This is a genomic window from Bacillus paranthracis (genome assembly GCF_001883995.1).
GTDB lineage: Bacteria > Bacillota > Bacilli > Bacillales > Bacillaceae_G > Bacillus_A > Bacillus_A paranthracis.
The window spans coordinates 396370-415686 of the sequence record NZ_MACE01000049.1 but is presented as its reverse complement, the minus strand read 5'-3'; the positions used below and the strand labels follow the sequence as shown (position 1 = coordinate 415686).

The 19317-nt window shown below is 33.8% G+C and carries 22 protein-coding genes; 17 read left to right on the top strand and 5 right to left on the bottom strand.

Features of this window, described 5'->3' with window-relative positions; translation table 11 throughout:
• Nucleotides 1-19: 19 nt before the first annotated feature.
• Genes BAQ46_RS19210 through BAQ46_RS19195 form a run of 4 tightly spaced genes read left to right on the top strand, consistent with a single transcriptional unit; the run spans nucleotide 20 to nucleotide 3341 of the window.
• Nucleotides 20-1681 carry a peptide ABC transporter substrate-binding protein gene (locus BAQ46_RS19210; protein ID WP_061535805.1) on the top strand — a complete coding sequence of 554 codons (1662 nt, stop codon included), beginning with the start codon at nucleotides 20-22 and terminating at the stop codon, nucleotides 1679-1681.
• A gap of 58 nt (nucleotides 1682-1739) precedes the next feature.
• Entirely contained in the window at nucleotides 1740-2156 is a 417-nt protein-coding gene (gene fosB / locus BAQ46_RS19205) for a FosBx1 family fosfomycin resistance bacillithiol transferase (protein ID WP_000911692.1), read from the top strand.
• A gap of 15 nt (nucleotides 2157-2171) precedes the next feature.
• Complete coding sequence (locus BAQ46_RS19200; protein WP_061535804.1) at nucleotides 2172-2717, top strand: short-chain dehydrogenase; 546 nt, start codon at nucleotides 2172-2174, stop codon at nucleotides 2715-2717.
• Between the two features lie 12 nt (nucleotides 2718-2729).
• Nucleotides 2730-3341 (top strand): phosphoserine phosphatase 1, encoded by a 612-nt coding sequence (locus tag BAQ46_RS19195; RefSeq protein ID WP_061535803.1) that lies wholly within the window; start codon nucleotides 2730-2732, stop codon nucleotides 3339-3341.
• A 55-nt stretch (nucleotides 3342-3396) separates the two neighbouring features.
• On the opposite strand, the gene exsB is transcribed toward BAQ46_RS19195, so the two are convergent.
• The gene (gene exsB, locus BAQ46_RS19190; RefSeq protein WP_000817501.1) at nucleotides 3397-3975 is read right to left on the bottom strand and encodes an exosporium protein ExsB; all 579 of its coding nucleotides are present in this window, start codon (nucleotides 3973-3975) and stop codon (nucleotides 3397-3399) included.
• A 181-nt stretch (nucleotides 3976-4156) separates the two neighbouring features.
• Between exsB and cotH the strand changes: the two genes are divergently transcribed.
• The 8 genes from cotH (at nucleotide 4157) to BAQ46_RS19150 (ending at nucleotide 12010) form a co-directional block, all read left to right on the top strand.
• Nucleotides 4157-5233 (top strand): spore coat protein CotH, encoded by a 1077-nt coding sequence (cotH, locus tag BAQ46_RS19185; RefSeq protein ID WP_048556892.1) that lies wholly within the window; start codon nucleotides 4157-4159, stop codon nucleotides 5231-5233.
• A gap of 105 nt (nucleotides 5234-5338) precedes the next feature.
• A complete protein-coding gene (locus BAQ46_RS19180) occupies nucleotides 5339-5956 on the top strand; it encodes an NUDIX hydrolase N-terminal domain-containing protein (protein WP_000216914.1) in 618 nt (205 codons plus the stop codon).
• A gap of 104 nt (nucleotides 5957-6060) precedes the next feature.
• Complete coding sequence (uptA, locus tag BAQ46_RS19175) at nucleotides 6061-6663, top strand: undecaprenyl phosphate transporter UptA (RefSeq protein ID WP_000881208.1); 603 nt, start codon at nucleotides 6061-6063, stop codon at nucleotides 6661-6663.
• Between the two features lie 96 nt (nucleotides 6664-6759).
• Nucleotides 6760-8139 carry a putative polysaccharide biosynthesis protein gene (locus BAQ46_RS19170; protein ID WP_000678837.1) on the top strand — a complete coding sequence of 460 codons (1380 nt, stop codon included), beginning with the start codon at nucleotides 6760-6762 and terminating at the stop codon, nucleotides 8137-8139.
• A gap of 335 nt (nucleotides 8140-8474) precedes the next feature.
• Nucleotides 8475-9416, top strand: a complete 942-nt coding sequence (locus BAQ46_RS19165) for a magnesium transporter CorA family protein (RefSeq protein ID WP_000932396.1) — start codon at nucleotides 8475-8477, stop codon at nucleotides 9414-9416.
• A gap of 198 nt (nucleotides 9417-9614) precedes the next feature.
• Nucleotides 9615-10511 (top strand): permease, encoded by an 897-nt coding sequence (locus BAQ46_RS19160; RefSeq protein ID WP_000418725.1) that lies wholly within the window; start codon nucleotides 9615-9617, stop codon nucleotides 10509-10511.
• A 3-nt stretch (nucleotides 10512-10514) separates the two neighbouring features.
• Nucleotides 10515-11384 carry a TIGR03943 family putative permease subunit gene (locus BAQ46_RS19155; protein WP_000488037.1) on the top strand — a complete coding sequence of 290 codons (870 nt, stop codon included), beginning with the start codon at nucleotides 10515-10517 and terminating at the stop codon, nucleotides 11382-11384.
• Nucleotides 11385-11503: 119 nt separating this feature from the next.
• On the top strand, nucleotides 11504-12010 hold the full coding sequence (locus BAQ46_RS19150; RefSeq protein WP_000141167.1) for an acyl-CoA thioesterase: 507 nt from the start codon (nucleotides 11504-11506) through the stop codon (nucleotides 12008-12010).
• Between the two features lie 126 nt (nucleotides 12011-12136).
• Here BAQ46_RS19150 and BAQ46_RS19145 read toward each other — a convergent pair whose 3' ends face one another.
• A complete protein-coding gene (locus BAQ46_RS19145; RefSeq protein ID WP_000505094.1) occupies nucleotides 12137-12223 on the bottom strand; it encodes a YjcZ family sporulation protein in 87 nt (28 codons plus the stop codon).
• A gap of 160 nt (nucleotides 12224-12383) precedes the next feature.
• Between BAQ46_RS19145 and cls the strand changes: the two genes are divergently transcribed.
• The 4 genes from cls to BAQ46_RS19125 all read left to right on the top strand — a co-directional run bounded on the left by cls (nucleotide 12384) and on the right by BAQ46_RS19125 (nucleotide 15145).
• On the top strand, nucleotides 12384-13568 hold the full coding sequence (gene cls, locus BAQ46_RS19140) for a cardiolipin synthase (protein WP_071742489.1): 1185 nt from the start codon (nucleotides 12384-12386) through the stop codon (nucleotides 13566-13568).
• A 30-nt stretch (nucleotides 13569-13598) separates the two neighbouring features.
• Complete coding sequence (locus tag BAQ46_RS19135) at nucleotides 13599-14057, top strand: spore coat protein (RefSeq protein ID WP_000340560.1); 459 nt, start codon at nucleotides 13599-13601, stop codon at nucleotides 14055-14057.
• A 186-nt stretch (nucleotides 14058-14243) separates the two neighbouring features.
• On the top strand, nucleotides 14244-14423 hold the full coding sequence (locus BAQ46_RS19130; RefSeq protein ID WP_001045960.1) for a hypothetical protein: 180 nt from the start codon (nucleotides 14244-14246) through the stop codon (nucleotides 14421-14423).
• Nucleotides 14424-14524: 101 nt separating this feature from the next.
• On the top strand, nucleotides 14525-15145 hold the full coding sequence (locus tag BAQ46_RS19125) for an NAD(P)-dependent oxidoreductase (RefSeq protein ID WP_000861632.1): 621 nt from the start codon (nucleotides 14525-14527) through the stop codon (nucleotides 15143-15145).
• Nucleotides 15146-15169: 24 nt separating this feature from the next.
• Here BAQ46_RS19125 and BAQ46_RS19120 read toward each other — a convergent pair whose 3' ends face one another.
• The 3 genes from BAQ46_RS19120 to BAQ46_RS19110 form a co-directional block, all read right to left on the bottom strand.
• Nucleotides 15170-15652, bottom strand: a complete 483-nt coding sequence (locus tag BAQ46_RS19120) for a DUF456 domain-containing protein (protein WP_061130921.1) — start codon at nucleotides 15650-15652, stop codon at nucleotides 15170-15172.
• 1 nt (nucleotide 15653) lies between these two features.
• Nucleotides 15654-16961 (bottom strand): hemolysin family protein, encoded by a 1308-nt coding sequence (locus BAQ46_RS19115; RefSeq protein WP_000353728.1) that lies wholly within the window; start codon nucleotides 16959-16961, stop codon nucleotides 15654-15656.
• A 208-nt stretch (nucleotides 16962-17169) separates the two neighbouring features.
• Nucleotides 17170-18039 carry a hypothetical protein gene (locus BAQ46_RS19110; RefSeq protein ID WP_000055301.1) on the bottom strand — a complete coding sequence of 290 codons (870 nt, stop codon included), beginning with the start codon at nucleotides 18037-18039 and terminating at the stop codon, nucleotides 17170-17172.
• Nucleotides 18040-18283: 244 nt separating this feature from the next.
• Between BAQ46_RS19110 and cbpA the strand changes: the two genes are divergently transcribed.
• Nucleotides 18284-18931 carry a cyclic di-AMP binding protein CbpA gene (gene cbpA, locus BAQ46_RS19105; RefSeq protein ID WP_001220513.1) on the top strand — a complete coding sequence of 216 codons (648 nt, stop codon included), beginning with the start codon at nucleotides 18284-18286 and terminating at the stop codon, nucleotides 18929-18931.
• Nucleotides 18932-19317: the final 386 nt, after the last annotated feature.

Below are 19317 nucleotides of genomic sequence, written 5' to 3'. Positions count from 1 at the left end.
TAGATTGGGGGAAGGAACAATGAAGAGAAAGGTAACAACGATTGCTGCAGTTGCATTATCGACTAGTATATTAGTTGCGGGTTGCGGAAATGGGGAGAAGGCATCTACAACGAAGAAAGAAACAGGTAAGGGGGCAGCAGATAAGCAAGTATTAAACTTACTAGAAACAGCTGAAATTCCTTCAATGGATACGTCAAAATCAACAGACTCTGTATCATTCCGTGCCTTTGTAAATGCAATGGAAGGATTATATCGTTTAGATAAGGATAATAAACCAACTCCAGGTATGGCAAAAGACGTGAAAATTAGTGAAGATAAAAAGACATATACATTTGAATTACGTGATGCAAAATGGTCAAATGGTGATCCAGTTCGAGCGCAAGATTTTGTATATGCATGGCAACGTACATTAGATAAAGCAATGGCAGCTGAGTATGCATTTATTTTATTTGATGTAAAGAATGCACAGAAAGTAAATAAAGGAGAGTTACCGTTAGATCAATTAGGAGTGAAAGCGAAGGATGATAAAACTTTAGTAGTAGAATTAGAACAACCAGCACCATATTTCCTTGAGCTTACTTCATTCCCAACATTTTTCCCTTTAAATGAAAAATATGTGAAAGAACAAGGAGATAAATACGGATTAGAAGCAGATAAATTATTATATAATGGACCATTTACGATGAGTGAATGGAAACATGAAAGAAGTTATCAGTTAAAGAAAAACCCTAATTATTGGGATAAAGATACTGTGAAGTTAGAAGAAATTAATGTGAATATTGTGAAGGAAACAAGCACAGGAGTAAATTTATATGATAGTGATCAAGCTGATCGGGTTATTTTAACTTCTGAATTTGTTGATAAATATAAAAAGAATAAGCCAGATGAATTTAAAACGAAGTTAGATCCACGTATGTATTTCTTACGTTTTAACCAAAAAAATGCAACGTTTAAAAACCAAAAAGTTCGTGAAGCAATTGATCTAGCATATGATAAAAAAGGAATTGCAAATGTTATTTTAAATGATGGATCATTGCCAGCGTATTTCTTAGTACCTGAAAAATTTACGACAGGACCTGATGGGAAAGATTTCCGTACTGTAAATAAAAATTTCCGTGACAGTAAAGATAATGCAGCAAAAGCGAAAAAATTATGGGAAGAAGCGAAGAAAGAACTTGGTCAAGATACAATTACAGTCGAATTACTAAATGATGATAACGGTAGTCGTAAAAAAGTAGGAGACTTTATTAAAGAAGAGTTAGAGAAAAACTTACCTGGTATTAAAGTGAATTTAAAACAACAGCCATATAAGCAGAAGTTGGATTTAGAAAAGAAACTTGAATATGAATTCTCTTTATCTGCATGGAGTCCAGATTATCCAGATCCAATGACTTATATTGATATGTTTGTTACTGGAAGCTCATTTAATGAAATGGATTATTCTAATCCGAAGTATGATGAGTTAGTAGCGAAATCAAAAGGAGAACTATTAAAAGATGATAAAGCACGCTGGAATGCACTTGCAGAAGCGGAAAAAATCTTAATTGGTCAAGATGCTGCCATTTCTCCTACGTACCAACAAAGTACCGCATACTTAGAGAAACCATACGTAAAAGGTATTGCAAATCATACGTTTGGTGGGGACTTCAGTTATAAATGGGCATATATTACAAAAAAATAGTATAATAAAAGATGAGAGAATTTTCGCTCATCTTTTATTTGTATAGGAGGAATTAGAGTTGTTAAAAGGAATCAATCATCTTTGTTTTTCAGTATCTAATTTAGAAGATTCTATTACATTTTACGAAAAAGTATTGGAAGGAGAATTATTAGTTAGAGGAAGAAAACTTGCATATTTTAATATATGTGGAGTATGGATAGCGCTTAATGAAGAAATACATATTCCAAGAAATGAGATTCATCAATCTTATACACATATTGCGTTTTCTGTTGAACAGAAAGACTTTGAACGTCTACTGCAGCGATTAGAAGAAAACGATGTTCATATTTTACAAGGAAGAGAACGGGATGTAAGGGACTGTGAATCTATATATTTTGTTGATCCTGACGGCCACAAATTTGAGTTTCATTCAGGGACATTGCAAGACAGGCTTAATTATTATAGGGAAGATAAACCTCATATGACGTTTTATTAAGGGGGGCAAAGAAAGTTGCATGCGCTAGTAATTGGTGGAACAGGAATGCTAAAGAGGGTGTCTATGTGGCTTTGTGAGCAAGGGTTTCATGTTTCTATTATTGGAAGAGATGAAGTGAAATTAGAAAATGTTAAACGAGAGAGTGCTATACCAGAAAATATCACATGCCTTCCGTTAGATTATCATAATGATGACGATGTAAAGGTAGCTATTAAAAGCACAATTGAGCGGAATGGCCCAATAACATTAGTTGTCGCATGGATACACTCAAGTGCAAAAGATGCGTTATCACTTATTTGTAGAGAATTAGACTTGTCGCCTGAAACATACGAAGTTTTTCATATTTTAGGCAGTAAAGCGTCGAGAATAGCCTCACAAAAAATAGGTGGTACGCGATGTAGCTATCATAGAATAATTTTAGGTTTTATATTAGAAGATACATACGCAAGATGGCTTACTCATGAAGAAATATCGGATGGGGTAATAAAAGGAATTGAACGTAAATGTAATGAATGGATTGTAGGACGAGTAGAACCGTGGGAATTGCGGCCAACATGGTAAGGGGGAATTGAAGTGAAGACAACGGTATATGTAACAAGGCATGGTGAAACGGAATGGAATGTAGCGAAGCGAATGCAAGGACGGAAAAATTCTGCTTTAACTGAAAATGGTATACTGCAAGCTAAGCAATTAGGAGAGCGAATGAAAGATTTATCTATTCATGCAATCTATAGTAGTCCGAGTGAAAGAACCCTTCATACTGCAGAGTTAATAAAGGGAGAACGTGATATACCGATAATCGCGGATGAGCATTTCTATGAAATTAGCATGGGCATATGGGAAGGACAGACAATTGATGATATAGAAAGGCAATATCCAGACGACATACAGTTATTTTGGTATGAGCCACATCTTTTTCAGTCAACATCAGGAGAAAATTTTGAGGCTGTTCATAAAAGGGTAATTGAGGGGATGCAGATTCTTTTAGAAAAGCATAAAGGAGAAAGTATATTAATTGTCTCCCATGCGGCAGCAGCAAAATTACTTGTAGGACATTTTGCGGGTATTGAAATAGAAAATGTGTGGAATGATCCATTTATGCATAGTGCTAGTCTCAGTATAATAGAATTTGAAGATGGTAAAGGTGAAGTGAAGCAATTTGCAGATATAAGTCATTTTCAATAAAGCGGGATAAACGTAAAAAAGGCCGCAAAACGGCCTTTTTTTGTAGGCATAAAAACTAACAATTACGTTTTTTATACCAGAAGTGATCAAATTTCTTGTGTTTGCAAGATGGGAATTTATGTCCGCCTTTGCAATCATTCCATTTGTGTCCATCATCGTGACAGTCTTTACCATGATCGCATGAATCATCGCAAGAGCCACCGTGTCTATGCGGGAAGAATTCGCACTTTTTACAGAAACTTCGTTTAGTCCAGAAAAATTTCTTTTCAAAGCGTATGCATTTTGTAATGAATGTACAATGTTTTCTGCGAGTACGTTTTGTAACTAAAACGCATTCTTTTCTACGCGTCACTTTCGTAACGAACGTCCATTTTTGAACGCGTACACGAGTACATTTCGTAACAAATGTCCATTTTTTCACATGCGTACATTTTGTAACGAACGTACAATGTTTCACGCGAGTACATCTTGTTCTTGGACATTTACCCCCAGTTGTACATTTACATCCAGTTGTACAAGTATGATGAGTGAATTTATCATCATCGCATTCAAAAGTACTTGGATCTTGGTGTAAGAAATCCTCCATCCCAGCACTTTTGATTTCTTCAACCGCTTTTCTAATATCACGTTTCATAGAAATCCTCCTTATCATGTATTAAGTTGAAAAGGTATTCTTTTTCCTTAACAGGATATGTATGTAGGTATCTTTCTGAACAGGACAAGAGTGTAATTTTATATAAATAGATGATAGCGGATGTATGGACAAGGCGAGTTGCATACATTGAATGAAGAGAACTGAGAAGGGATGAGAAAACATGCTACCTTCATATGATTTTTTTATTCATCCAATGTACTTAGTGGAATTGAAAAAAGACATTTGGTCAGACAGTCCAGTACCAGCAAAATTAACTTATGGAAAAAAGAAGTATGATATTGATATCGTATACCGTGGTGCTCATATTCGTGAATTTGAGAAAAAATCTTATCATGTTATGTTTTATAAGCCTAAAAAATTTCAAGGTGCGAAAGAGATTCATTTAAATTCTGAGTTTATGGATCCGTCTCTCATACGAAATAAATTATCTTTAGACTTTTTTCATGATATTGGTGTACTTTCACCGAAATCACAACATGTGTTTATAAAAATTAATGGTCAAATTCAAGGTGTATATTTACAGTTAGAATCAGTTGACGAAAACTTTTTGAAAAATAGAGGATTACCGAGTGGTTCTATTTATTATGCGATAGATGATGATGCGAATTTTTCTTTAATGAGTGAGAGAGATAAAGATGTTAAGACCGAGCTCTTTGCGGGTTATGAATTTAAATACTCGAATGAAAATAGTGAAGAACAGCTGAGTGAATTTGTATTTCAAGCGAACGCTTTGTCGAGGGAATCTTATGAAAAAGAAATTGGGAAGTTTTTGCATGTTGATAAATATTTACGATGGTTAGCTGGCGTTATTTTTACACAAAACTTTGATGGTTTCGTTCATAACTATGCACTATATCATAATGATGAAACAAATTTATTTGAAGTAATACCGTGGGATTATGATGCGACTTGGGGGCGAGATGTACAAGGGAGACCACTTAATCATGAATATATTCGTATTCAAGGTTATAACACGTTAAGTGCAAGATTGTTAGATATACCTGTATTTAGAAAGCAATACCGAGGTATTTTGGAAGAAATATTAGAAGAACAATTTACCGTTTCATTTATGATGCCGAAAGTAGAAAGTTTGTGTGAGTCGATTCGTCCTTATTTACTACAAGATCCATATATGAAAGGAAAATTAGAAATATTTGATCAAGAAGCTGATATGATTGAGGAATATATAAATAAAAGAAGAAAGTATATACAAGATCATTTACATGAATTGGATTAATTTTGAAAGAGATTGGAACATTATCAATCTCTTTTTTTGTATAATAAAGAAGTATTGGTAGAATTGGCGTAATATATACTTAATAAAGGATGGAGATGTGGAAACATGACGGTAAAATGGATTGATTGGGTAAAACAAATACAATCTATAGCTCAAGCGGGTTTAACGTATTCTAAGGATGTGTATGATATAGAACGTTTCCAACAATTACGGGATATTTCCATTTCGATGATGTCACATTATACAAAGACAGATTGGGAAGTTGTAGAGAAGTTATTTGCAAGTGAGACAGGCTATCAAACACCTAAAGTCGATATAAGAGCAGTCGTTTTTCAAAATGAAAAGTTATTATTTGTGAAAGAAAAAAGTGATGGGAAATGGGCATTGCCAGGTGGATGGGCTGATATCGGTTATACGCCGACAGAAGTAGCAGCAAAAGAGGTTTTCGAAGAGACAGGTTATGAGGTAGATCATTTTAAGTTACTCGCTATATTTGATAAAGAAAAACATCAACCATCGCCTTCAGCAACGCATGTATATAAAATTTTTATTGGCTGTAAAATTATTGGCGGTGAAAAGAAAACTAGTATTGAAACAGATGATGTGGAGTTTTTTGGTGAAAATGAATTGCCTAATTTATCGATTGCTAGAAATACAGAAGAGCAAATTAAACAAATGTTTGCCTACATAAAAGAACCTCAGAAAGAAATAGTAATAGATTAATAATGCGTATGCCTGTGATATTGTCGGCATGAAGATATTGGCAGAATGCAACCTTTATGTAATAATGAGATGGTATGTGAAGAAAAAAGGAGATAGAAAATAAGATGTTAGCAAGCATAATAGATCAGTTATTGCAATTTTTTGCAAGTTTAGGTTACTTTGGAGTAGCGCTAGCTTTAATGATTGAAATTATCCCAAGTGAAATTGTACTTTCGTATGCTGGCTTTTTAGTCGCAGATGGTAAAATTAGCTTTGTCGGTGCAGTTATTGCTGGAACAATCGGTGGTACTTTAGCCCAAATCTTTTTATATTGGCTTGGATACTATGGTGGACGTCCAGTTGTAGAGAAATATGGGAAATATCTGCTTATTAATAAACACCATTTAGACATAGCAGAAAATTGGTTTAAGCGTTACGGAGCAGGAGTAATCTTTTCGGCACGTTTTATCCCAGTCGTACGTCATGCAATTTCTATTCCAGCAGGATTAGCTAAGATGCCATTAAAACTATTCACACTGTATACAGTAGTTGCGATTATTCCGTGGTCAATACTATTTATATATTTAGGTGAAAAGCTTGGTGGAAATTGGCGACATATTAAAGAGTATGCATCTGACTACACACATTACATAATTATAGGAGCGGTTCTCTTTGTTGCTCTATACTTCGGTTTAAAGTATTTCAAAAAGAAAAAAGCAGCGCGTTAAAGTCAATGATTTTTCATTGGCTTTTTTATTTGTTTTGGTTCTAAAAAAAAGGAGTTGTCCATAATGTGTAATAATAAAGCGTAGCGGAGGAATGTGATGAAAGGGTCACCGTTTATACGTGGAACGATATTTTTAACAATGGCAACGATGATATCTAAAATGTTAGGGTTTATATATGTTATACCATTTACAGCTATGGTCGGTACGAGTGGGTACGTTTTATACACGTATGCTTATCGTCCATATACAATTATGCTTAGCATTGCGACGATGGGACTACCACTTGCAGTTTCAAAGATGGTATCAAAATATGATCAATTAAATGATTATCATACGGTTAAGAGAGTGTTGAAAAGTGGAATTGTTTTTATGTTTATAATGGGAGTTATTTCGTGTTTTACGTTATATATGCTAGCTCCGCATTTGGCTAAACTTGTAATCGATGGAAATGATCAAACGGGGAATAGTGTAGCGGCGGTCACTACTAATATTCAAATTGTAAGTTTTGCGTTAATACTCGTACCAGTAATGAGTTTATTAAGGGGCTTTTTTCAAGGATTTCAATCGATGGGGCCTTCTGCTCTAAGTGTAGTTGTAGAGCAATTTTTTCGAGTCTTAACCATCTTGATAGGAAGCTTTGTCGTTTTATATGTTTTAAAAGCTTCTATCTCACTAGCTGTTGGTATTTCAACGTTCGGTGCTTTTATGGGAGCGATAGGTGGACTAACTGTTTTAAGTGCGTATTACATAAGGAGGAGAAAGCACTTAAAGAAAAAAGAAATGGCAAGTATACCGCAAACAACGAAATCTTTTTTTTCACTATATAAGGAGCTCTTTACATATTCAATACCATTTGTTGTGGTTGGTTTAGCAATTCCGTTGTATCAGACGATTGACACATTTACAATTAATAAATTACTTATACAAATAGGATATATGCAAGGAGAAGCGGAGAAGATTAATGCGATAATTGGACTTGTTCAGATGGTTGTACTTATCCCAGTTTCCGTTGCGACTGCTTTTAGTATGTCACTCGTACCTGAGATGACAAAAGCTTATACAGCAGGAAATGTGAAGTTACTGTACAAACATTTTACGAGGACGAATCTATTAGTAGTAGGTATTACGGTACCCGCGGCAATTGGAATGATGGTGTTAGCAAAACCAGTGTATACTCTTTTATTTGGTGCCGGAAATGATCCGGAGATGGGAAGCGTTATTTTACAGTATTACGCTCCTGCTTGTATACTATTTTCGCTTTTTACAGTAACGGCTGCAATGTTGCAAGGAATTAATCAACAACAGAAAACAGTGCTAGGGTTAGTGATTGGCATTATTGTGAAGATAGTTTTAAATATTGTATTGCTTCCGTATTTTGATTATGTAAGTTTTATTATTTCAACATACGCTGGTTATACGATTTCAGTTGGCTTTAACTTGTGGATGCTTTCTAAATATGTTATAAAGGCAACATAAGCTTTTTAAGGCAGAGAGCACTCTGTCTTTTTCTTTGTTTATCCCGCTTTAACGGGCAGTAAGATCCTCACCTCAAAATTCAGCGAAAGAAAAGAAGTTTGGTTGGGGGCGGGCTGCCCGTAAAAGCCCGATTGGTGAGGGCTGAAAATCAGTGGGGGGATGAAGCCCCCCACTGATTAAAGTTTCACTTTATAATATTTTTCTTATAAAAACGTTTTCAAAATAATTTTTCTATTGAAATTTAAACGTATGTTTCATATGCTGAGAATGGCGGTTCAAAAACTGTTATGTAAGAGAGGTAGATTCCTACATGTAAAAAGAATCGGGGTGATAGTATGTTAAATATTTATTTAACAGACCGAAACGGAAAACTACAAGAGGTTGAGGAAATGCAAAAGGGTTGCTGGATTAATGTACTTCATCCAACGGAAGAAGAAATTCAATATCTAGTACAAACTTTAAATGTGGACTTAGATTTCATTAAAGACCCTTTAGATGATGAAGAACGCTCTCGTATTGAAAAGGAAGACAATAATACTTTAATAATCGTGGATATTCCAACAGTTAGACATGATGAAGAAGGAAATTCGATTTATGACACGATTCCAATAGGTATGATTGTAATGCCAGATTGCTTTGTGACAATTTGTTTAGAAGAAAATCCAATTTTTGAACGTTTTATTAATCAACGTATTAAAGAATTTTATACGTTTAAAAAGACACGCTTTGCACTTCAGCTCTTATATACGATTTCTACTTACTATTTAAGATACTTAAAGCAAATTAACAGAAAGACAATCGATTTAGAGCATCAATTAAATCAGTCGATGAAAAATAAAGAGATTTTCACATTGCTAGGTCTTGAAAAAAGTTTAGTTTACTTTACAACATCATTGAAGGCGAATAAAATTGTAATTCAAAAATTAATGCGTAACAGTACATTTTTAAAAATGTATGAAGACGATCAAGATTTATTAGAAGATGTATTAATTGAAAATAAACAGGCTATTGAAATGGCGGAAATATATAGTCATATTCTAAGTGGAATGATGAATACTTTTAGCTCTGTTATATCGAATAATTTGAACAGTGTTATGAAACTGTTAACGTCTATTACAATCATTTTATCATTACCAACAATGGTCTCTAGTTTCTTCGGAATGAACGTAAAGGTTCCATTTGAAGGTGAGGCTCAAGGTTTTGTAATTGTACTCATAATATGTGCAACATTATCTTGCGCTTTAGCATTTGTATTTTGGAAGAAACGTTACTTTTAACGATAAGAAAGCTGCTCTAGCATAGTTGTGTAACTGCGCTAGAGCAGCTTTTTTGCTATGAAATCCCAAATTTTGAATAGAATATAACTTATAAAATGTAATGTATATGAAAGGGATGAATTCCGTATAAGTCTTGTCCAATCAATAAAATGGGGTTAAAATTACATATTGTTAATGAAAAGTTGGAGGAAATACATCATGGAATTGTTTCAATTACCGAAAGCATTCCTGCAAATGAATACAATCTTTATCTCCATATTGATCGAAGCACTTCCTTTTGTGCTCATTGGTGTATTTATTTCAGGATTCATTCAAATGTTTGTGACAGAAGATATGGTAGCAAAATGGATGCCGAAAAACCGATTTCTGTCTGTTTTAATGGCTACTTTTTTAGGGATGATGTTTCCAGGTTGTGAATGTGGAATCGTTCCGATTGTTAGGCGATTAATTGGAAAAGGGGTTCCGCCATATGCCGGGATTGCATTTATGTTAACTGGTCCAATTATTAATCCGGTCGTATTATTTGCAACATACGTTGCCTTTGGAAGTAGTATGCACATGGTATGGTATCGTTCTATTGTAGCGATTATCGTAGCAATCATTGTTGGAATTATATTATCATTTATGTTTAAAGAACATCAATTACGAGATGATCACTTCCCAGAAGTGAATCATAAGCGTCCATTACGTAAAAAAATGTGGGATGTATGTACGCATGCTGTTGAGGAATTTTTCTCGATGGGAAAATATTTAGTATTAGGTGCATTAATTGCAGCTGCAGTTCAAACGTTCGTACAAACTTCAACACTTCTTGCTATAGGACAAGGGCCGTTCTCTTCACCAGCTGTTATGATGGGACTTGCTTACATTTTATCACTTTGTTCAGAAGCAGATGCATTTATTGCTTCGTCATTCCAAAGTACATTTTCAACAGCATCACTTGTCGCGTTCCTCGTATATGGACCGATGGTGGATATTAAAAATATGTTTATGATGCTTGCGACATTTAAAACAAAATTTGTAATTGTCGTTACAGTTACAGTTACAGTTGTTGTTTATGCAAGCTCACTACTCATTTATGCGATGGGGTGGTAGGTTATGTTTCGAGCATATATATTATTAGGTTTTACAATCTTAATCGCGCAGCTTCATATTTCAGGTAATATTACGAAGTATATTAATATGAAGTATGCCTACTTATCAAAAACAGCAGCTATTATATTAGGTTTTTTAACTGTTGTTCAAATTATAATCGTTTTCCAAAAAGAACATCAAAAAGAAAGAGAACAGCATAATTGTGGTTGTGATCATAGCCATTGCGGGCATGATCATTCGAAAGATGAAAATACTTGGTGGAAAAAAGCATTTTCGTACACATTGTTTTGTTTTCCGATAGTCTCAGGTTTGTTTTTCCCGATTGCAACGTTAGATTCAGATATTGTTAAGGCAAAAGGGTTTCATTTTCCTGTTGCACAAGCAGAAAGTACAGATCCATTTATGAGAAGGCAATTTTTAAGACCTGATACGAGTATATATTACGGAAAAGAAGGATACCGTGGTGTAATGGAGAAAGGGAAGAAAGAGTTTGTAACAAAGGATAGTGTTACTTTAAATGATGAAAACTTCCTAAAAGGAATGGAGACGATTTACAATTACCCTGGTGAGTTTACTGGGAAAAAATTATCATTTAAAGGTTTTGTTTTCAAAGATGATTCTTCTAAAAAAGAACAATACTTCTTATTCCGTTTCGGTATTATACATTGTGTAGCGGATTCTGGTGTATATGGTATGTTAGTGAAAAAGCCAGAAGGTGTAGAATGGAAAAACGATGATTGGATTCAAATAGAGGGAGAAATTTCTACTGAATTTTATCAGCCGTTCCATGCGAACATTCCTGTTTTAGAAGTAACGAAATGGAATAAAGTTGAACAGCCAAAAGAACAATATGTATTTAGAGGAGCCGATTGATAACATCGGTTCTTTTTTATGGACTAAAAGTTCTGAATGTTGTTAATATTAAACGTGTAGTTCATTTAGTATAGCGATTATTGAGATATTAAGGATACATCATTAAAGGGGTGATAACAATGACAGAAGTAAAGGGGAAAACAGCCAATGAATCAAGGGTGTTCAAAACGAGCCGAGTATTTCCAACAGATTTAAATGATCATAACACGTTATTTGGTGGAAAGATATTAGCCGAGATGGATATGGTTGCTTCTATTTCAGCAACGAGGCATGCAAGAAAAGAATGTGTAACAGCCTCTATGGATTGGGTTGATTTCTTACATCCAGTTCGCTCTTCAGATTGTGTTAGTTATGAATCCTTTGTAATTTGGACGGGTAGAACGTCTATGGAAGTATTTGTGAAGGTAGTAGCGGAAGATTTAATTTCAGGTGAGAAGCGTATCGCAGCAACGTCTTTTGTTACTTTTGTTGCACTGAGTAAGGAAAATAATCCAGTTCCTGTGCCGCGAGTAATCCCTGAAACAGAAGAAGAGAAAGAATTACATCGCATTGCAGTGTTACGTGCAGAACAACGTCATATACGTAAGGCAGAGAGTAAGAAAGTAGCTACATTACTAACTTTTTGAATTGAATATTTAGTTGTTAAAAGTATTATAACAGAGCGAAATGTTCTTCATATGAAAAGCGGACACCTAAAAATAGGTGTCCGCTTTTATAGTTTTTCTATCCGCATATCATGTGACAATAACTACTTAGCAGAAGCAAGCAGCACCGACGATGATTAAGAGGATAAATAATACGACTAATAACGCGAATCCATTACCATGTGCGAAGCCCATTGTTATTTCCTCCTTTTATTTTAAGATACAACATACAATATGCAAATGAGCTATCGTTTGATATGGACATATATCATGCAATGACATATTTTCTTGAATGATATTGTATTAAAAAAGGGAAGATATAGAAATAACAGTAAGTGGAGAAAGGAAAATATCCATGAAACACTTTTTCGTTGTAATCCTTTGTGTAATAGGTGTATTCATTTGGATGAACATCGATGTGGAAATGGGGAAAAAAATGGCTAGTGAATATGAAGTAGGACAAGTTAGATTAGGTGAATTTCAACTGTATACGAACGGTGAAGAGTTATATACGAATTTATTTGAGGATATACGTAATGCGGAGAAGTACATATATATCCATTTTTATATTGTAGGTAAAGATGAAATAAGCAAAGAGTTTTTGCAGTTGCTCGAGAAAAAGGCATCTAGCGGAGTAGAAGTGAAATTGTCAGTCGATCGAATAGGTGGATATAAGCTGAAGAAAAAGGTAATTCGTCAACTACAAAGCAATGGTGTCCAGTTTACGTTTAGTAAAAAACCTAAATTGAAACATTTAGTCTATTCGTTGCATCAGCGAAATCATAGACGAATTGTTACGATAGACGGAAAAGTATCATATATCGGCGGCTTTAACATCGGAAAGGAATACCTTGGACAAGATCCGAAATTTGGCCAGTGGCGTGATTATCATGTGCGGGTTAAGGGGAATGGTGCCACGGATATGGAAAGAAAATTTGCTGCTGACTGGAAAGAAGATACGGGAGAAAAAATGCCTGTACATGAAAGTCTACCTGCAATTGGGAATGTAAAATATCAATATTTATTTTCAGATGGAAAAGGGTTATGGGAAAAATATGGAGCGTTTTTAAAGCAGGCTAAAAAGTCTTTAATTATTGCTACACCATATTTTGTACCAAGTAAAGAAATGATGAAAGAGTTAAAAGGTGCATTAAACCGCGGTGTCAATGTGAAAATTCTCGTACCATTTAAAAGTGATGCAGTATTGTTAAAACAAGCTGCCTATCCGTATTTGAGAGAGATGAACCATGCTGGAGCGGAGATCTATCAATATCGGAATGGTTTTTTTCACGGGAAAGTAACAATCATTGATGGAGAAATTGTTGATATAGGTACAGCGAATTTTGATAATAGAAGTTTTTATTTAAATTGTGAATCTAATTGTGTCGTATATGATAAAACAGTTGTTGCTGACGTATGGGATCGACTAAAAGAAGACTTCCATAAATCAAAAAGATTTTCGGAAGAAGATTTTGAGAAAATTAGTAAATGGGATTGGTTTTTAGCAAGAATAGCAAATGTTATAGCATCATATTTATAGCATATAGACAAAAAGTAGGGAGGCACTTTCATGGATTGTATGAAAGAATTGATGAGGTATAGTTATATGCTTATATATAAGGTTGGGGAGTATACAGGACAGGTAAGAGACGAAGAATTAAAGGAGCTATTACAGCATCATTTACCATATATGTTGCAAGCATATAATGAACAAGTGAACTTTCAAGAAGGAGAGAATGTACAGCATATAACTTGTGAACCAATTTCATTTCATTTTCATGAAATGGAAAAGGAAACTGATAGTAAATATACAGGTGATATGTATATTGCAACTTGTTATATTTCGCATTTGAAACGGTTAGCGTTAAAGTTTGCTCAAGTGGCAGTTGAAGTTGCAAATCCAGAATTTCGCTCGTTTTTAGAAAACTGCTTCCTGAAAATGAATCGTTATGCCTATAGTGTATGGCAATATGTCGTGAAGAAAGAGTATAAGATTAAACATGTATATGAAAATGAGAAATTTGCATAAGAGACTAAGGCGGAAAGATAGGCGCCTTAGTTTTTTACTTTTCGTAGAGAAAAATGAATATATGTACATATTTATTATCAGAAAATTTACAAACATTTACCGTTTATTTACTATTTTTCAATCTTTCCTTTAAAAATAGAGAGTAATATGGGATTGTACATATTCTATCAAAAGGAGGAAACGCAAATGAACAAATGGGTTAAATCATTAACTGCTATGGCACTTGCAAGTTCTTTATTAATGGTAGGTTGTAGTAAAGGTGAGGACAAGAAGAAAGAAGACGATACAACAACACAACAAGAGGATAAAAAGGATAAAGAAACAAGTGGAACTGAGAAGTCTACGGATTCTAAAGAAAAGAAATAATGTAATAATAGAGCTTCCTCTTTTATGTGAGGAAGCTTTTTTGTTGTAAATTGATTGAGATTATTGAAAAATAGAGAAAGAATGAAAGAGGAGGAAAACAAATGAAAGTATGTATATTGGGAGCAACAGGGCGAGTAGGTTCAAACATAATTAAATTAGCATTAAAAGATTCAGCAGAAGTGACTGCATTAGCGCGTGATTCAAGTAGGGTAGAAATAAATCATGAAAGATTACGAGTTATAGAAGGTAATGTATTAAATGAAAATGATATAAAGAAAGCGATAAAAGGAAGCGATATAGTAATTAGTGCACTTGGAACGGATCAAAATGGGACGTTAGCGAAGAGTATGCCACAAATAATAAAGAAAATGGAAGAAGAAGGAGTTCGTAAAATCATTACAATAGGAACAGCCGGTATTTTACAAGCAAGAACAAATCTAAATTTATATCGTTTTCAATCAACGGAATCAAAGAGAAAGTCGACAACAGCAGCAGAAGATCATTTAGCTGCATATAAGATACTTAGTAGTAGTAATTTATGCTGGACGGTCGTTTGTCCGACGCATTTAATTGACGGTGATGTGACAGGTATATATCGAACTGAAAAAGATGTATTACCAGAAGGAGGAGCAAAAATAACAGTTGGTGATACAGCGCAATTTACATGGAATCTGTGTAGTGAAAACAAATATGAGAATAGTCGAGTAGGTATTTCATATTAAAAAACCATCCCGAAATTGGGATGGTTAAAAGACGATATAACATACAAATATGATAATCATAATGATTTGGAGAATGGCTTTCGCTACTGTACTGCTTAAAAAACCAACTACAGTAGCAACTCCTACTAGAAAAGCGTCTTTTGGCGTTTTTTTATGCATTAATTCGGTTATAAATACCGCTAAGAACGGTATGATAATAAGTCCGAATGGTGGGAAGAAGAAAGATCCGGCAATGATCGAAATCATTCCGACACGTTCGCCCCATTTAGAACTACCGTATTTCTTCAAGAAATATCCATTTGCAATAAAATCAGCAACGAAAATGAATAGTGTGAAAATAGCTTGAATAATCCAAAAAGAAATCGTTAGTTCTCCGCCATTTATACCAAAATGGTAAATGAAATATCCAGCCCAGACAGCTAGGATGCCCGGGATAATAGGATAAATAAAAGCTAGAAATGAAATAATGAAACAGGCAATGATACAGATTGTTAAGAAAACAGTCACTTTATAACTCCTTTTGTATATCTAATTTATGTACAGCAATTTTTTTGACTTGATGTCCATCAAGTTCTAATGCCTTAAATTGAAAACCGGCATATTCGATGGAGTAGCCAGCTTCAATATTTACGTCAACTGCTTGCGATAATAGCCAGCCTCCAATTGTATCTAAGTCGCTCTCATCAATATGTAAGCCAAACATATCATTTACTTCAGAAATAAGTACTTTTCCATCTAGAACAGTAAGTTTAGGCGTACGTTTTTCAATCATGGGTGATTCATCTGCATCAAACTCATCTTGAATTTCTCCAATGATTTCTTCAAGAATATCTTCCATTGTTAAAAGTCCAGCAGTACCACCATATTCATCCATAACGATTGCCATCTGAACGCGATTCTTTTGTAGATGTACTAGTGTTTTACGAATTGGAACAGTTTCAAATACAGTTAGTACTGGATGTATGTAAGATTCAAGTGGCTTATGAATGCCTTTCGTTTGATCGTGAAATACTTCTTTCGTATTGATCATACCGATAATATCATCTTTATCTTTTTCGATGATAGGGTAGCGTGTATACTTTTCAGTTGCGACGATATCCATATTTTCTTCTAACGTATTTTCAGTAGATAAGCAAATCATTTCTGTACGAGGGACCATAATTTCTTTCGCAACTCGGTCGTCAAATTCAAAAATATTATTTACATATTTATATTCGGTTTGATTTATTTCGCCGCTTTTGAAACTTTCACCTAAAATGAGTCGTAGTTCCTCTTCAGAATGGGCAAGTTCATTTTCTTTCGCAGGTTCTAAACCGAGTAGTTTTGTGAAAAAGATAGCAGTACTATTAAGTAACCAAATGAATGGGTACATAATTTTATCAAATAAAATAAGTGGTCGTGCAAACTTAAGCGTAATCGCCTCTGCTTTTTGAATTGCGAATGACTTTGGAACTAATTCACCTAATACAACATGGAAAAATGTAATCACACTAAAAGCAATAATAAATGATAAAGTATTTGCCATTGTTCCAGTAATATTAATCTTTTCAAAGAGCGGTCGTAGTAAATGTTCCACAGTCGGTTCACCAAGCCAACCAAGCCCTAAAGAAGTAATTGTAATCCCGAGCTGACAAGCTGATAAATAAACATCTAAATTAGAAATGACACTTCTTGCAGCTAAAGCTTGTTTATTGCCTTCGTTTGCAAGCTGGTCAATTCGACTTTTTCGTACTTTTACAACAGCAAATTCTGATGCAACGAAAAAGCCGGAAATAAGGATAAGAACAAAGATGAGAAAAATATTTAATATGTCCAAGTGTATTCTCTATTCCGTCGTTTGGAATAAAGATGTCACCTCCTGCAATTATGTTATACTTTTATAATAAATCCAAATGAAAAGAATAGTCAAAGAAAAAGGGTAAATATTGGTATGTTTCTGCAATGGTTTTTGAATTTGCTGTTATTTTGTCCGCTATACAAAAGGAATAACCCTCTACTTTCAGATTCTAGAGGGTTATTTTAAATTAAGGTTTTGGAATACTTCTCGTTAAAGCGTATGATTGTTGTTTAAAGTGGTTTGTCGTCCATAGCGTTTGAAGGAATGAGAGTATACAATACGGGATATACAAAAGTAATAAGCTAATTGTAACAATAATAGGTGCATTTCCGCCGAATTGAACGATAAATTGCAATAGTCCACTTGCGTGAAAAACGCATTCCATAAAAACGAATGAAAGAATAATGGAACCTAAAATAGATTTATGATTCGAAGTAAGCGCTAAAAACAATGTATCTACAAGGAAAGAAGCTTGTTTTATTTCATATTCATTTGTATTACTTAAGAAAGGAATCCATTTTTTTATTGCTTGCATAACGATAATCATGGAAGTACTACAAACGATGATAAAAGATGAGTAGTAAGGAATCTTTATAAATTTTGTGATGTATAGGAGTAGTAATAAGACTGCGCATTGTAATAATACAGTACATAAAGAATAAGGAATCCATCTTAATAAAGAAGCGAACTTTTTAACCGATTGAGGTGCTTTAAAAAATAAATGGCCAATCCCTAAGCTGATGAAGAATCCGATTGCAAGAGTAAAGGTAAAACGAACAATCGATAAAAAATATATTTCCCACATGTAAGGGAATAACGGTGTTGATTGATTAGCAGTATGTACCATCTCATTTGCTGAGAAAAAGATAGATTCGTGCATCCAATCAATCTTTGGAATTGTCATCGAAGAAAGTTGTGCGAAGTTATGGAAAATGCTTATAAAGCCGGTGATGTATGAGTATTTATGTGTAATGAATAAAGTTGGAATAGGACTAATGATAAATATAATGAGAACACCAACGATAAATTTATATATATGTGAGCGCAATAAAGACATGTAATCACCTACTCTTTGAATATTCAGAAAATTCTTATTCTTATTTTAGCTTTTTTCGGAGTAAGTTACAATATATTTTTCTTAAAGAAGTTTAGTATTGTAGTGGATAGAATTGAATGAAACGTGAATAAATTATGACAAGAAAATGAATAATTTTCAGAAAAATAAAATAAATTATTTATTTTTTTCTGAAAATATAATATAGTTATGGCACAGAAAGTATTTTAACATAAGGAGGCTGTTTATGAGGATTAAAGGGAATTATGTGCCGAAAAGGGAAGTTTTATTTTGCTCAAGTTCAATTACAGTAGGGGAAGCGCTAGAGCATTTAAATAAAACTGGTTATCGTTGTGTACCAGTTTTAGATGAAAAAAAAGAGAAATATTTAGGGAATATATATAAAGTAGATATTTTAGAATATAAAGGTTCACTGGAAGAGAGTGTATTAAAACTATTAAACGATAAAGAAGGATATGTCAGAGAAGATTCTTCGTTCTTTAAAGTATTTTTTACAATAAAAAAATTACCTTATTTATCAGTAGTTGATGAAAAAGGAGTCTTTCTTGGGATTTTAACGCATAAAAAAGTTTTTGAGCTATTAGAAGATGCTTGGGGCGTTCATTCTAGTAAATATTCTGTCATGATTGGGACACAAGATTATAATGGGGCTATTCAAAAATTATCGACAGTATTAAAAAAATATACAGGTATCCAAAGTTTAATGACTTTTGATAATGACGCCTTATTAGTTCGTAGAATTATGTTTACATTAGGAGAAGAGTTTAACGATGGTGAATTAGAGACGTTATTGAAAGATTTAGAAGATCACGGATTTAGAGTGGTGTATGTGGAAGAGATGAAAAATCCACGTGAAGTTGAAACGATAGAATAATATGCAAAAGCCGTCTAATTATGTTGGATGGCTTTTGTTATGTTACGTGTATAAAATTATTTGAAAATAACGATAGGATAATAAGTGAGTTTGAAACAATATTTGTGCAAAAGAATAAAAAATGTAGATAATTTTGATTTTCAAAAAAGTCAATTTGAAAATATGTTTTTATTTTTCAACTAAATATGTTACTATATGTGTGATAAAAACAAAGAGGTCTGACAACTATACTCCGCGCAATACCACTCTGATGATTTAAAAATTCAAAAAAATCAAAAATCAAAAATTAATAATTAGAGTAAAAATAAGGGGACTGGAGAAATTATGGAGAAAGACACTGCTTTGTAAGGGGCATATTTTATCAGCTTGAACAGAGAGGAGGATGC